Here is a 14510-nt window from a genome sequence, read left to right on the forward strand (position 1 = left end):
ATCGGAATGCGAAAATCAATCCATGACCGCAACTCTCGTCGCGCGCGGACTCGCCGGCGGATACGGCCACCGCACGCTCTTCGACAATCTCGACCTCACCGTCGCCCCGGGTGATGTGGTCGGTGTCGTCGGAGCGAACGGCGCCGGCAAATCCACCCTCCTGCGGTTGCTCGCGGGAATCGACGAGCCGCAGGCCGGTACGGTCTCGCTGGCACCAGCCGACGCTTTCGTCGGCTGGCTGCCGCAGGAGCACGAGCGGGTCGAGGGCGAGACGATAGCCGAGTACATCGGCCGCCGCACGGGGTGCGCGCAGGCGACGGCGGCGATGGATGCCGCGGCATCCGCTCTAGGAGATCCCGCACCCGTGACGGGCACCGACGCTGATCCGGCGGACGTCTATTCGGCGGCGCTCGAACGCTGGTTGGCGAGCGGCGCGGCGGATCTCGACGAGCGAATCCCCGTGGTGCTCGCCGACCTGGGGCTGGACCTGCGCCTCGATCTTGGCGCCGCGAGCGCCGAACACGCCCTGATGACTTCGCTATCGGGGGGTCAGGCGGCTCGTGTGGGACTCGCGGCGCTGCTGCTGTCCCGCTTCGACATCGTGCTGCTCGACGAACCCACGAACGACCTCGACCTCGACGGCCTCGAACGGCTGGAGGCGTTCGTGCGCGGGCTCCGCGGCGGCGTTGTTCTCGTCAGCCACGACCGCGAGTTTCTTGCGCGCTCCGTGACGCGCGTTCTCGAACTCGACCTCGCCCAGGCATCCAATCGCGTCTTCGGCGGCGGGTACGACGCGTATCTGGAGGAGCGCGAGACGGTGCGGCGCCACGCGCGCGAGAAGTACGACGAATTCGCCGACAAGAAGGCGGACCTGGTGTCACGAGCTCGCACGCAGAGGGAGTGGTCGAGCCAAGGTGTCCGCAACGCGATGAAGAAGTCGCCCGACAATGACAAGATCCGCCGCAAGGCCGCTACCGAGTCCAGTGAGAAACAGGCGCAGAAGGTGCGTCAGATGGAGAGTCGGATCGCGCAGCTCGACGAGGTCGATGAGCCCCGCAAAGAATGGCAGCTCGAATTCACGATCGGCGCGGCACCGCGCTCGAGCACCGTCGTCTCGACGCTGAACTCTGCGGTGTTCCGGCAGGGATCCTTCACGCTCGGTCCGGTATCGCTGCAGGTCAACGCGGGGGAGCGGGTCGGGATCACCGGGCCCAACGGCGCCGGCAAGTCGACCCTGCTGCGTGCGCTGCTGGGGCGGCAGGCGCCCGATGAGGGCTCCGCGAGCGTGGGCGCGAACGTGCAGATCGGCGAGATCGACCAAGCACGGTCGCTGCTGACAGGCACCCGGGCGCTCGCCGATGTGTTCGAGGGACTCGTGCCCGCCCTCGCATCGGGAGAGGTCCGCACCCTGCTCGCGAAATTCGGGCTGAAGGCCGATCATGTGAATCGCCCCGTGGATGAGCTTTCGCCGGGCGAGCGTACGCGGGCCGCCCTGGCGCTGCTGCAGGCGCAGGGCATCAACCTGCTCGTGCTCGACGAGCCGACCAACCACCTCGATTTGCCGGCGATCGAGCAGCTCGAAAAAGCGTTGGAGTCGTACGTGGGCACACTGCTGCTCGTGACTCACGATCGGCGGATGCTCGACACGGTGCAGACCGACCGGCACTGGCGGGTCGAGGCGGGGCGGGTCACCGAGCTGTAAGGAGACGCCGCGGCCGGAGCATCCGGATGTCTCGGACGAACGTCCTGACTAACGGCCCTGGCTAGCGACCCTGACGCTTCTTGAAGGGCTTCGGTTCGCCCTTGACGACGGGCGCGCGGCCCTTGCCCTTTGACGCCTTCGCTTTGCCACCCGCGGGCCCGCCCGTTTTGGCCGCGGGCGCCGGGGCGTGGGCGATCTGCTGCTGCGCCTCGATGAGCAGGAGCTTGCCGGCGGGTGTGAGCGTCCATCCGGACTTGCTGCGGGTGACGATCGGATGCCCGACCTCGGCCTCGAGCTTGTCGATCGACGTGTACAGAGATGCGAGCGGGATGCCGAGGGTCTGCGCCGCGCGGGGCGCGTGCAGGTCTGCGGCGGTCAGCGCCACGAATCGGCGGAGGAGCGTGATGTTCACCGTTCGCCTTTCGTCGTCGCGGATGCCGGTAATGGCGCTGCCCAGGCTACCGGGCGTGCGGGGAAGAGACCGGCGCTTGCCCGGGGGTGCGCGATGTGCAGGCGAGCGAGGGTCGGTTTAGGCCGAGCGGAGCCGCACAACCGACAGCACACCGATCGCGACACCCGCGACGAGCATGATCCACCCGAGGAGGGGTTCATTGCTGCCGACGATGCCCCAGATGCCGGTGGCGATGAAGCCGAGGACCGCGATGATGCCGATGACCATGTAGATGCGGTAGCGCGCAGGGCCCATCTGGGATTCGTTTTCCATGCCCGCACACTATCGAGCACCCGCGGCCACCGTCTTGTGCCGCGCCAGGGCGTGTTGGCCGCCGAGCGCGCGCAAGCCGTGCACTCGCGGGGTCGGTGCTGTGCAGACCTCGGGGCTCAGTCCTTCGACAGGAAGGACGAGAACGACTGCACCGGGCCGCCTGCGAGCTGAGCGCGGAAGTCATCCGATAAGTCACCCAGGAGCTCGCCGTGCACTGTGCCCGTCGCGATGATTGCCGCAGAGAGGTCTGCGCCGATATGGGCCGAATGCTCGATCAAGGCCCGCTCATCGACATACTCCTCGATGACCATCGCTTCGGACTCGTCCGCATTGAGGAAGATCTCGTAGCGGAGCGTGCCCGTGTCGAGTTCTCGGACAACCCGCATGCACTCGCGCGAGAGTCGCTTGAACTCGTCGACCATGCCCGAGTGGAACGTGAACCGTGCGATACCCAGCAGTGTGCTCATCCACATTCCTTTCTGTGGTCGGCGTGATGGTCGTCGAGCGTACGGGATTTCCCCGAGCGCACGACCTGCGCGCGGTGCGTAGGTCGTGCGCTGGCGCGGAAGTCGTGCACTCGCGGGGAGACGGGGCCGCGAGCGCGGGGCCGATTACTGCGGAAAGGGAGTCGCGTCAACCCGGGGGCGAGGCATCCGTTCCGGTGAAACGCTCGTGCTTCGGCAATCGAGAGGAACGACCATGTCGGACACACGAGACCCCGCACAAGAGCAGCAGATCGCAGACCCCGAGGCCACAGGGCCCCGGGATGGCGAGGCTGCGCCGGCGATCGATGCTGCGGGCATCGGGCAGGAGAATCCGGATGCGCCCGAACTGGATGACGTCGGACCGGATTCTGACGACGCATAGCGATACCGAGCACGAGCAACACCTCAGCGAGGAGACGAGATGACTGACCAAACGATGGACAGCGGCATGGCGGATGACGCGGGCACTTCGGTGCCTCATCAGCCGCTCAGCGACATCGACACCTCGATAGCAGCGGACGCGGACGCCGATCCGGCGCAGGCGGAATGGGATGGCCGCCTCAGCGAAAACGGGGCCCCGCTCGCGGAACCCGCGACCGCGACGGGCGCCGACCCCGCGGAGATCCCGGCTGATGACGACGACATTCCCGCGACGGATGTTCGTGCGGGGCTCGACCAGCCGGAGTCCCAGGGCGAAGACCCGCTCATCGCCGATCTCGGTGATGAGGGCGAGGGTGACCTGTCGCCCGAAGACCTCTGAAGACCAGGTCCCGCGGCATTCTGAGCACCACGTTCTCGCGTCGAGTCCGCCGGGTACCGCCGAGTCCGCCGGTTGTGCGCGGTGCAGAACCGGCGGACTCGACGCGAACCGGCGGTCTCGGCGCCGTGCGGCGGCTACACCAGCGGCAGCGGATAGCGGCGGCGTAGGATCAGGCGCTGAATCAGCGTCCAGGCGACCGTCACCGTCAGGTACAGCGCCGCGGCGAGGGGCACGAACAGCAGCACTACCGCGGTTGCGTACTGCAGCAGTCCCATCACGCGTTGGGCGCCGACGGATGTCAGGGGTGAGGCATCCGCATCCGCCGCTGCTGCGACGGGCGGGCGAAACGCGCGGCGGGTGATCTCGGCGACCACGCACATGATCGCGATCAGGATCCCGAACACGACCCCGGTTGCGGGATCGAATGTGCCGAGAGACCCCACCACGCTCGTGCCGAGCGGCACTCCAGCGAGCTGCTCGGTGAGGAGAGCGTTCGGATGCCCCGCGATCGTGCTGTGCAGGAACAGCGCGTAGATGATGCCCACGATGGGAGCCTGCGCCAGCACGGGCAACAATCCGGCGAAGGGCGAAGTGTTCTCGTCGGCGTACAGCTTCATCATCTCGCGCTGTTGGCGCTCGCGGTCGTGCTTGTAGCGCTTCTGGATCGCGCGCAGGCGCGGGGCGAGACGAGCCCGCGTCTGCTCGGCTTTCGCCTGCGAGATGCCCACTGGGATCAGTGCTGTACGCACGATCAGCGTCAGGAGCACGATCGCTGCGGCGGCGGATGCGTCACCCGCGACGGGTTGGAGGAGGTCGGTCAGCCACATCATCGCCGCGTACATGGCGTCGAGGATGGCGGCGAGCGGGGGCAGGGTAAAAAGGTCCACGGAGGTTCCGATCGTCGAGTCTGGGTAGGCGGCGTGTGGCCGCGACAAACGTCGGCGAAGCGCCCCGCGAACGGGGGCACGAACTGCCGAGGGCTACGCGGCCGAGGCCGCGAAACCCGGGGCTCGAGGGCGGGAGTGGCCCGCGGCGTCCGGATCGCTCTGCGCCGGTGGCGTGGCGATGCCGATCGACCCTTCCGCGCGGATGTTCGCGCCAGCCCCGGAGGTGTCGGGTCGCACCAGTTGGGCGAGGACCGCGAGAGTTGCGACGGCCGCGATGACGATCACGACGAGGCCGAGCGTGGCACCGGAATCGAGGGCGGGGGTCGCGCCCGACGCGAGCAAGACGAGGCCGAGGAACGCGGCGAAGAGCTCTCGCATCACGCATCCCCTCTCATCTGGCCGAGCTTTCACGCTAACACCCGCCGCGCTCGACGCGGGTGCCGGTTCGTTCGCCGCGCGCCTGCGGGACGCTCAGCGTTAACCCGGCGGACACCGCCCGGCCCCCGACCGTCTAGGCCGTGTCGATGGTGTGGACGAGACCCGTTCTCGCCTTCCTCAGGAGCCTCATGCCCCGCATGCTTTCCGGACTCGCGGCCACGATGGTGTGCGCACTCGGCGTTGCCGCCGGTGCCGTCATCGTCGCTGTTCCGTCCGCCGCAGTCGCCGATCAACCCGGCATCCGCATCAACGAGATCGAGTCCTCGGGCGGTACGCCCGGCGACTGGATCGAATTCTTCAACCCGAGCGACGCACCGATCGTGCTGGACGGGTATGTCGTCAAGGACTCGGACGACACACACGGCTACACCATCCCCATCGGGACGACGGTCGAGCCCGGAGCGTTCCTCGTGCTCGACGAACTCAAGGACGACGTCGGCAACTTCGACTTCGGGTTGGGTGGCGGCGACTCTGCACGTCTGTTCGATGCATCCGAGACGCTGGTCGACGAATACGCATGGACAGATCACGCCGCGACCACCTGGGGCGCGAACGACTCCGGGGACTGGGCGCTGACGAGCGAGCCGACCAAGGGCGCGGCGAACACGTTCGCGGACGTCGACCCGGAGCCGGAGCCCTCGGGCTCAACGGACCCCGAGCCCGAGCCGTCGGGCTCGACGGACCCGGAGCCCCCGGCATCCGATGTCGTCGTCAACGAGATCTACTACGACGAGGTCTCGGGCTACTCCGACAGCATCGAGCTCTTCAACCGCGGTGACGAGGCCGTCGACCTGACCGGCTGGAGGGTCTCGGACGACAAGCGCGACGAGTTCGGCACCCTGCCGGCGGGCACGACGATCGCGGCGGGCGGGTTCCTCATGCTCGTCAAGGACACGGACTTCCCCTTCGGCCTCGGCAAGAGCGACGAGGTCGTGCTGTACGACGCCTCGAGCACCGAGGTCGACGCGTATGCCTACCTGAACACCGCGCCGCTCGCCATCTGGGCGCGCTGCCCCGACGGGGCGGATGCCTGGGCCCCCGCGACCGTTGCGACGCCCGGTGCCGCGAACGACTGCGCGACGATCGTCGTGCCCGGCTCGATCGTGATCAACGAGATCGACTCGCAGCCGGCCGACTGGGTCGAGTTCTACAACCCCGGAACCGAGACGCTCGACATCTCGGGTTACGAGATCCGTGACAATTCCGACGACCACCGCTGGCAGTTCCTCGCCGGCACGACGATCGCGGGAGGCGAATACCTCGTTGTGGAGGCCGACAGCATCGGCCTCGTCGACGGTGACGAGTCGCGCTTCGATGCGCCGATCGGCATCGGCAGCGCCGACCGCATCCGTCTCTACGACGCCTCGCTCGAGCTGATCGACGACTCGGAGCCGTGGACGGGCCACGCGGCCATCGACGGCGACGCTGCCGCGGCGACCCTCGCACGATGCCCGGATGGCGAAGGCCCCTTCGTGCTCGCGTACCCGACGCCCGGAGCCACAAACTCGTGTGTGCTGCCCGACATCCAGATCAACGAGATCGAGTCGAACGGCGACGCGACCGACTGGATCGAGATCATCAACATGGGTTCGACGACCGTCGACCTCTCGGGTTGGTCGGTCATGGACAGCGACCCCGTCGGCCACGCGGCCGAGACGACGCCGCTGCCCTCCGGCACGACAATCGCGCCCGGTGCGCTGTTCGTCTTCGATCAGCCCACCAACTTCGTGTTCGGGCTGGGCGGCGGTGACACCGTCACCGTGCGGAACGCGCAGAACGTCACGGTCGCCGAACACGCCTACCCCGCGCACGCAACGGGCGTCTGGGCTCGCTGCGCGGATGGTGTCGGCGACTTCGTCGACCTCGGAGTGTCGACCAAGGGACTGCTGAACGCGTGCGGCAACCCCGTGCGCATCAACGAGGTCGAATCGGATGGCGGTGAGCCCGGCGACTGGATCGAGCTCGTCAACCCCACATCGACCCCGCTCGACGTCAGCGGAATCGTCGTGAAGGACGACGACGACACCCACTCGTACGAGATCCCGGCCGAGACCATGATCCCTGCTCTCGGGTATCTCGTGATCGAGGGCGAGACCCTGGGCTTCGGACTGGGCAAGGACGACACGGTTCGCCTGTTCGAGGGTGACGCGCTGCGCGACTCCACGACCTGGGGTGCGGACCACGCGGCGACCACGTGGGGGCGCTGCCCCGACGCATCCGGCTCCTTCGCCGTCACGGCGGAGTCGACCAAGGGCGCCGCAAACGTCTGCGTCGGTGAGATCCCGGTCGGTGAGTGGCCCGGCTCGGCCGAGGTCACCGTCATCGACGAGAGCCCGATGTTCCTCGTCGACAGCTCGGGCCTCGACACTCAGGCGACGTCGGATGGAACGTTCCTCTGGGCGGTCGACAACGGCACCGGCACGTTCTGGAAGCTGAAGGTCGGGGCGAACGGGTCCGTGACCTTCGCGGACGGCTGGGCGGACGGCAAGCGCGCCCGCTTCCAGCGCGACGCGTCGAACCCGTCCGCGGCAGGCCCCGACACCGAGGGAATCACCGTGGACGGCTCGGGCTGGGTCTACCTCGCTTCCGAGCGCGACAACAGCGTGAAGGGCGTCAACGAGAACGTCGTCCTGAAGGTCGACCCGAACGCGCCGGGACCGGATGTCGTGGCCACCCAGGAGTGGGACCTCACCGCCAAGCTGCCCAGTGTCAACGCGAACCTCGGCATCGAGGCAGTCGAATGGGTCGCCGACGGTGACCTGGCCGGCCTGATCGACGCGGGCACCAACGTGGCGTACGACCCGGCGCGCTACCCGGGTCACGGCGACGGCCTGTTCTTCGTCGCGATGGAGGAAGGTGGAGGCGTGTTCGCCTTCGCTCTGAACGGGGACGGCACATCGAAGCTCGTCGCCACGATCGATCCGGGTCTCGTCGGAGTCATGGCGCTCGACTACGACACGGTGCTCGATGTGCTCTGGGCCGTGTGCGACGACGGCTGTGACGGCACCGCCGCACAGATCACCTTCAACGGCACGGCTGAACCCTCGATCGCGCACTTCGCCCGCCCGGCGAGCATGCCGAACGGCAACAACGAGGGCTTCGCCACGGCGCCCTCGTCCGTAGCCGGCTTCGCGCGTGCTGCCTGGTGGTTTAAGGACGGCGAGCCGTCGGGGTCGCTGCGCACAGGTACGGTTCCGGGCAGCGCCGTGGACCCCGGGACGCCGGTCGACCCGGGCGCGGGGAACCCCAGCAACCCCGGTCTTCCGCAGACGGGATCCGGAGCGCCGCTTGCCGGTGAGCAGCTGGTCGAAGCGAACAACGGCGACGTCACGGCACCGCTCTCCGCGGAGCCGGGCGGACGGGTGACCATCAACACCGGCACGCAGAACGCCGGTAAGGCCGTTTCGGTGTGGATGTACTCGACGCCCGTGCAGATCGCGTCGAGCACGCTCGACAGCGCCGGACGCATCGCGGTCACGATTCCGACGAACGCGACGCTCGGGATGCACCGTCTGGCCGTCTACGCGGCGGACGGCGAACTGCTCGGCTGGACCAGCATCCGGATCGTCGCGAACGGCACACTGGCCCAGACCGGCTCGGATGAGGACAGCTCGGCACTCGGTATCGCGCTCCTGCTGATGCTCGCGGGCCTGACCGCGATCATCGTGCGGAGGCGTGTGCGCTCGGCCTGACGCATCCGTCGGTTGATTCGGGCGGTGTCGGTGGATCAGTTCCACCGACACCGCCCGTTTCGACAGAGCGGTGCTCGTCTGTGACCGCGTAGCGTCGAAGCATGGCGACGCGACTGCTGCTGATCTCCGACACGCACGTCCCGGATCGGTCCCGAGGCCTTCCCGACGAGGTGCGGGCGGCCGCCGATGCCGCGGACATCATCGTTCACGCGGGCGACTGGACCCAGGCATCCGTCCTCGATGATCTCTCGCAGCACGGCGAGCTGATCGGTGTGCACGGCAACAACGACGGACCCGACCTGCGCGCGCTGCTCCCCGAGATCGCCCGGCGCGAAATCGAGGGCGTGCGGTTCGCGGTCATCCACGAGACGGGTGATGCGAAACGTCGCCACGCGTGGACGGATGCTTCGTTCCCCGACACCGACGTCCTGATCTTTGGACACAGCCATATCCCGTGGGACACGGTCACGCCGGGCGGACTTCGCCTGCTCAACCCGGGCTCACCGACCGATCGTCGCCGGCAGCCGCACCGCACGATGATGACGCTCACCGTGGATGCCGGCGTGCTGCGTGAGGTGACGCTCGTACCTCTCGGGGCGCCCGTCTGAAGCTGAAGCTGAGGCTGAAGCGCGGGCGGTTTCAGCCTCTGGCGAGCGCGTCCCAGTCGATATCCATCCGCTCGGGATGTGTCGTCGAGATGCGTGCGGGAAGGATCCCGCCGACCTTCGGCCAGTGCTTACGCGTGGTCACGACCTCCGTCGCGACGCGCACGGGCTCGACACCCGGGGCATCCGGCACGACCTCGATCTGACACGCCTGGTATCCCCAGCGGCGCGTCGGTTTCGAAACCGCGACGATCATCCCCGTGCCGTTCACCGAATCGGCGATGGGGTCGCCCATCATCCGCTCGAGTTGCCGGGCCATGCTCTCGATCTCGTCCACACGCCGAAGCCTATCGGCGCCTGTCGCGGCCGTGCTGGCCCGGGTCTCGCTTACGCGCCGAGGGACAGGTTCGGCCAGGCCTCGATCCCGAACTCGTGGCGCAGGGCGCTCCGCGCGGCGAGCCACCCACCGAGCCCGTGCACACCGGGCCCGGGCGTCACGGACGCCGAGGCCAGGTACACACCGGGCAATGGCGTGCGCCACGGATCGGTGCTGAGCACCGGGCGCCGCACGAGCTGGAACAGATCCGGTGTTCCCGCGGCGATGTCGCCCCCGGGATAGTTCGGGTTGTGCCGCTGCAGGTCCGCGGCGGTCCACGACGACATGCCCACGATGGTGTCGCGGAATCCCGGCGCGAATCGCTCGATCTGTCTGATCACGGCTTCGGCGCGGTCGGCCGTGCTACCCGCAGGAACATGCGTGTACGTCCACAGCGTGTGCATGCCTTCGGGTGCGCGGGTGTCGTCGAAAATCGACGGCTGCGACGCGAGCACGTAGGGCAGCCCGCTCAGGCGCCCGTTCGCGACCTCGTTCTCGCTGGCCGTGATCTCTGCACGCGAGCCGCCGAGGTGCAGCGTGCCGGCGCGACGAAGTTCCGGATGCGTCCACGGGACCGGTTCGGACAGCGCGAAGTCGACCTTGGCCGAAGCATTTCCATACCGGAAGTTCGCCAGTGCCCGACGATATCGGTCGGGCAGTCGCGGACCCGCGAGTGCGACGAGCGCGCGCGGGGTGAGATCGAGAAGCGTCACTCGGGCTCGTGGCAGTTGGCTCAGGCTGGTGATCTCGACGCCCGTCTCGACCGTTCCGCCGTGCGCCCGGATGTCGTCGAGCATCGCGTCCGCGATCGCCTGGCTTCCGCCCCGCGGGATCGGCCAGCCCCGCGCATGCGCGTAGGCGGTGAGCGCGAGTCCGGCGCCCGCCGAGGCGAGGCTCGGGAGGGGCAGCGAGGTGTGAGCGGCCGCGCCGGTCAGCAGCGCGGGCGCGGCATCGCCACGGAACCGGGCGTTCCACGCCGGGGTGCCCTGCTCGAGCGTGGCCGCCGCGAAAGCGAGCGCCGTGACGGGGCTCGTCGGTACCCGCAGCAGGGAGTTGCCCGTCAGATCGGCGACGTGGCCGGAGCGAGCGGCGAGCGGTCCCATCAGCGCCGCATAGGCCGCGCCATCCGAGCCGAGTCCCTCGCGGGTGCGCTCGAGGTCGCGGTACGCGATCGCCGCGGCACCGCCGTCGAGGGGATGGGCGAACGAGACATCCGGTGTGAAGAACTCCACACGGCGAGCGAGTTCGAACTCCCGGAAGAAGCGCGATTCGAAAGCGAGCGGATGCACCGCCGAGCAGACGTCGTGGACGAACCCGGGCAGGGTCAACTCACGGGACGAGCTGCCGCCGCCGACACGATCTGCACGTTCGAAGACGCGCACCGAGAGCCCCGCACGAGCGAGCGTGACCGCGGCGGCAAGCCCGTTCGGACCCGCCCCGACGATGACCGCATCGACCTCGGTCGAGCGTCCGGATGCGCGCGTCGCACTCACGCGTCGTCGCCTCCGCGCGGGTCGCTGTCGCCATCCACGGCGTCCGTTCCCTCGTCTTCCGCGGTCGATTCCTGGGGCGACGAGCTCAGGCCCTCGGCGAGATACGCGAGACGGTGCAAGGTCTCGGAATTGCGCCAGTGCAGCATCGCGTCCGCGATCGGTCGGGGGATGAGTGTAGCGGGGCCCGCCACCGCGTGCTCCTGGATGCGGACGACGCAGCCCCGGCCCCGCGGTTTTACGTCAATCGTCACGCGGGCCTCGCCGATCGGCCACCCTTTCGCGCGCATGACCATGCGGTGCGGCGGGTTCCACTCGATCGAGGCCGTCTCGTCGTCGATGAGCGCGGGCCACACGCCGACGGAGTGATGCAACCGACCGCCAACCTCGGGCCAGTTCGCATCCACATCGCGCATCCGGGTCGCCCCGACGACCCACGACGGGTAGAGCCAGCCGTCTTCGAGCACGCGGAAAACGGCTTCGGGCGGGCAGTGCAGAACACGGGCGTTGTGGGACATCATTCTCATTCCGGGGTGGCGTGTATTCGATTGTCGCGCGCTTTGCACGGGTGCGTGCAGGGGTTGACAGGCATTGACCGAATCAACTGGCCGTTCACTGTTCCGCGCGGGGGATTGTCGCTGGCCCAGCCCGACGAGGTCAAGTCCTGGGACGTGGTGTATCGGTGATCGTGTGATCCCTCGTGTCGAGGTCAGGCTGTGAGGGCCCGAAGGTCGGGTTCGATCACCTCCTCTGTGGTGGGTTCGCCGACGCGGCGTGCGGCGGCGAGGGCGTCGAGGCCGAGGTAGCGGCGTTGCTCGGCCCACTCGTCGTGTTGCTCGGCGAGGACGGCGCCGACGAGCCGGATGATCGCGTCGCGGTTCGGGAAGATGCCCACGACGTCGGTGCGGCGGCGGATCTCCCGGTTGAGGCGTTCGTTCGGATTGTTGGACCAGATCTGCCGCCAGATGCTCTTCGGGAACGCGGTGAACGCGAGGATCTCCTCACGTGCGGCCTCGAGGTGCTCGAACGACCTGGGGAGCTTGTGCTCGAGCGCGTCCAGGACGCGGTCGAACTGGGCGTGCACGGACTCCGCGTCGGGCTGGTCGAAAACCGTGCCCAGCAGGGTCTTCACCCATGGCCACGAGGACTTTGGGGTCACGCTCATCAGGTTCGCCGCGTAGTGGGTTCTGCACCTCTGCCAGGACCCGCCGACGGTCGCGCCGATCGCTGCGACCAGACCTGCGTGTGCGTCGGACGTGACGAGCTTCACGCCGGTCAGGCCTCTCGCGACGAGGTCGCGCCAGAACGTCAGCCAGCCGGCGCCGTCTTCGGTCGAGTTGACTTGCAGACCGAGGATCTCGCGGTAGCCGTCGGCGTTCACGCCGGTCGCGACCAGCACCGCGACCTTCACGACCCGGCCGCCCTCGCGGACCTTCATGGTGAGCGCGTCGGCGGCGACGAACGAGTACGGGCCGGCGTCCAACGGCCGGGTGCGGAACGCGGTCACCTGCTCGTCAAGGTCGCGCGCCATCTCCGACACCTGCGACTTCGACAGCCCGGTGATCCCGAGGGTCTTCACCAGGTCATCCATCCGACGGGTGGACACGCCGAGGAGGTAGCTGGTCGCGACCACGGTGGTCAGTGCGGCCTCCGCGCGGCGGCGGCGTTCCAGCAGCCACTCCGGGAAGTAGGTGCCCTGCCGGAGCTTGGGGATCTTCACGTCGATGGTCCCGGCGCGGGTGTCGAAGTCGCGGTGGCGGTAACCGTTGCGACGGTTCACCCTGTCGTCGCTGATCGTGCCGTAAGCGGCGCCGCAGATCTGGTCCGCGTCCGCGGATAGCAGCTGGTTGATGAACGTGCCGAGCATCTCCCGCAGCAGATCGGGAGACGCCTGCGCGAGGTGGTCTTCGAGGAAGCGGGCAGGGTCGATATCGTGGGGTGAGACGGTCATCGTCGGGGTCCTTTCGAGATGGATGTGAAGAGTTCTCTCGAAGGATCACGCGGTGACCGTCGCTACGTCCGCAGCGACACGGTCACCCGATCCGTACACCACCTTGCCGGACGCCACCCCCGTCGGCGCAACCGCCTGGCCAAGAATTTCCGGAGCAGCGAACGTGGAGGACTCATCGAACCCGCTGTGCGAAAGAAGGAATCATGAAGGCGCTCACCTGGCAGGCCAAGCGATCCGTATCGGTAGACGAGGTTCCAGACCCCCGCATCGAGTTCCCGACCGACGCGATCGTGAAGATCACGTCCACCGCCATCTGCGGCTCCGACCTGCACCTGTACGAACTGCTGGGGCCGTTCCTCGGCCGCGGGGACATCCTCGGTCACGAGCCGATGGGCGTTGTCGTCGAGGTGGGATCGGAGGTGACCAACCTCGCCGTGGGCGACCGCGTCGTCGTGCCGTTCAACATCTCGTGCGGGCACTGCTTCATGTGCCGCCGCGGGCTGCAGTCGCAGTGCGAGACGACACAGGTGCGTGAGTACGGCAGCGGCGCGGCGCTCTTCGGCTACACCAAGCTCTACGGTCAGGTGCCGGGCGGGCAGGCCGAATATCTGCGCGTACCCCACGCGGACTACAACCACATCCGAGTCGGTAGCGACCTGCCCGACGACCGCTACCTGTTCCTCAGCGACATCCTTCCGACCGCCTGGCAGGGCGTCGAGTACGCCGATGTGCCCGACGGTGGCACCTTGGCGGTCATGGGGCTCGGGCCCGTGGGGCAGTTCGTGGCGCGGGTGGGTGTGCACCACGGCTTCCGCGTGCTCGCGGTGGACCCGGTGCCGGAGCGGCGGGCCATGGCCGAGCGGCACGGCGCGCTGACCTACGACCTCACCGACACCATCGTCGACGAGCTGCGCGACCTCACCGAGGGGCGCGGGGCCGACGCGGTTGTCGACGCCGTCGGCATGGCAGCGCACGGGAATCCCGGCGTACACGCCGCGCAGAGCGCGATCGGTCTGCTGCCCGACGCGATGGCTCGACCGCTCATGGAGAAAGCCGGGATCGATCGGATGGCGGCGCTACACGCGTCGATCGACATCGTCCGTCGTGGCGGCACGGTCTCGCTGAGTGGTGTGTATGCGGGAGACGCGGACATCCTGCCGATGAAGACGCTGTTCGACAAGCAGGTCAGCATGCGCATGGGTCAGTGCAACGTCAAGCGCTGGATCGACGAAATCCTGCCCCTCGTCGAGGACTCGAGCGATCCGCTCGGCGTCATGGACCTCACGACGCACCGCGTTCCGCTCGAGCGCGCTCCCGAGATGTACGAGACGTTCCAGAAGAAAGAGGATGGCTGCATCAAGGTCGTGCTGGAGCCGTAGGCCCTGTTTGACGCGCGAGCC

The 14510-nt window shown here is 68.2% G+C and carries 15 protein-coding genes; 6 read left to right on the top strand and 9 right to left on the bottom strand.

The window, feature by feature from the left end:
• Window positions 1-22 precede the first annotated feature (22 nt).
• On the top strand, window positions 23-1702 hold the full coding sequence (locus CGU34_RS07225) for an ABC-F family ATP-binding cassette domain-containing protein (protein ID WP_100813713.1): 1680 nt from the start codon (window positions 23-25) through the stop codon (window positions 1700-1702).
• A 61-nt stretch (window positions 1703-1763) separates the two neighbouring features.
• Here the strand turns inward: CGU34_RS07225 and CGU34_RS07230 are convergent, their stop codons facing one another.
• The 3 genes from CGU34_RS07230 to CGU34_RS07235 form a co-directional block, all read right to left on the bottom strand.
• A complete protein-coding gene (locus tag CGU34_RS07230) occupies window positions 1764-2114 on the bottom strand; it encodes a LysR family transcriptional regulator (RefSeq protein WP_036297521.1) in 351 nt (116 codons plus the stop codon).
• A 117-nt stretch (window positions 2115-2231) separates the two neighbouring features.
• The gene (locus tag CGU34_RS16940) at window positions 2232-2426 is read right to left on the bottom strand and encodes a hypothetical protein (RefSeq protein WP_157811254.1); all 195 of its coding nucleotides are present in this window, start codon (window positions 2424-2426) and stop codon (window positions 2232-2234) included.
• Window positions 2427-2542: 116 nt separating this feature from the next.
• Window positions 2543-2893 (bottom strand): putative quinol monooxygenase, encoded by a 351-nt coding sequence (locus CGU34_RS07235; protein WP_232711578.1) that lies wholly within the window; start codon window positions 2891-2893, stop codon window positions 2543-2545.
• A 232-nt stretch (window positions 2894-3125) separates the two neighbouring features.
• On the opposite strand from CGU34_RS07235, the gene CGU34_RS16945 reads away from it, so the two are divergent.
• Both CGU34_RS16945 and CGU34_RS07240 read left to right on the top strand, forming a co-directional pair.
• Window positions 3126-3293: a hypothetical protein gene (locus tag CGU34_RS16945; RefSeq protein WP_157811255.1), complete on the top strand. Its 168-nt coding sequence runs from the start codon at window positions 3126-3128 to the stop codon at window positions 3291-3293.
• A gap of 39 nt (window positions 3294-3332) precedes the next feature.
• Window positions 3333-3671 (top strand): sugar ABC transporter ATPase, encoded by a 339-nt coding sequence (locus tag CGU34_RS07240; RefSeq protein WP_100813714.1) that lies wholly within the window; start codon window positions 3333-3335, stop codon window positions 3669-3671.
• A 134-nt stretch (window positions 3672-3805) separates the two neighbouring features.
• Here CGU34_RS07240 and CGU34_RS07245 read toward each other — a convergent pair whose 3' ends face one another.
• A complete protein-coding gene (locus tag CGU34_RS07245) occupies window positions 3806-4558 on the bottom strand; it encodes a YidC/Oxa1 family membrane protein insertase (protein ID WP_100813715.1) in 753 nt (250 codons plus the stop codon).
• Window positions 4559-4651: 93 nt separating this feature from the next.
• Complete coding sequence (locus CGU34_RS07250) at window positions 4652-4936, bottom strand: DUF6412 domain-containing protein (RefSeq protein ID WP_051513262.1); 285 nt, start codon at window positions 4934-4936, stop codon at window positions 4652-4654.
• Window positions 4937-5124: 188 nt separating this feature from the next.
• Here CGU34_RS07250 and CGU34_RS07255 point away from each other — a divergent pair, with 188 nt between their 5' ends.
• Complete coding sequence (locus CGU34_RS07255; protein WP_198517708.1) at window positions 5125-8688, top strand: lamin tail domain-containing protein; 3564 nt, start codon at window positions 5125-5127, stop codon at window positions 8686-8688.
• Between the two features lie 101 nt (window positions 8689-8789).
• Complete coding sequence (locus tag CGU34_RS07260) at window positions 8790-9296, top strand: metallophosphoesterase family protein (RefSeq protein WP_100813717.1); 507 nt, start codon at window positions 8790-8792, stop codon at window positions 9294-9296.
• A gap of 31 nt (window positions 9297-9327) precedes the next feature.
• Here the strand turns inward: CGU34_RS07260 and CGU34_RS07265 are convergent, their stop codons facing one another.
• From CGU34_RS07265 to CGU34_RS07280, 4 genes are all read right to left on the bottom strand, one after another.
• Entirely contained in the window at window positions 9328-9630 is a 303-nt protein-coding gene (locus CGU34_RS07265; RefSeq protein ID WP_100813718.1) for a hypothetical protein, read from the bottom strand.
• A gap of 50 nt (window positions 9631-9680) precedes the next feature.
• Window positions 9681-11162, bottom strand: coding sequence for a phytoene desaturase family protein (locus CGU34_RS07270; protein ID WP_100813719.1), 1482 nt, complete (start codon window positions 11160-11162; stop codon window positions 9681-9683).
• Complete coding sequence (locus tag CGU34_RS07275; RefSeq protein ID WP_036297515.1) at window positions 11159-11677, bottom strand: SRPBCC family protein; 519 nt, start codon at window positions 11675-11677, stop codon at window positions 11159-11161. The genes CGU34_RS07270 and CGU34_RS07275 overlap by 4 nt, the downstream gene beginning before the upstream one ends.
• 191 nt (window positions 11678-11868) lie before the next feature.
• Entirely contained in the window at window positions 11869-13110 is a 1242-nt protein-coding gene (locus CGU34_RS07280; RefSeq protein WP_100809640.1) for an IS256 family transposase, read from the bottom strand.
• A gap of 203 nt (window positions 13111-13313) precedes the next feature.
• Here CGU34_RS07280 and CGU34_RS07285 point away from each other — a divergent pair, with 203 nt between their 5' ends.
• Window positions 13314-14489: an alcohol dehydrogenase catalytic domain-containing protein gene (locus CGU34_RS07285; RefSeq protein ID WP_100813720.1), complete on the top strand. Its 1176-nt coding sequence runs from the start codon at window positions 13314-13316 to the stop codon at window positions 14487-14489.
• Window positions 14490-14510 lie beyond the last annotated feature (21 nt).

Origin of the sequence: Microbacterium lacus, from assembly GCF_002812805.1 — a bacterium.
In the GTDB taxonomy this organism is placed as follows: Bacteria; Actinomycetota; Actinomycetes; order Actinomycetales; family Microbacteriaceae; genus Microbacterium; species Microbacterium lacus_A.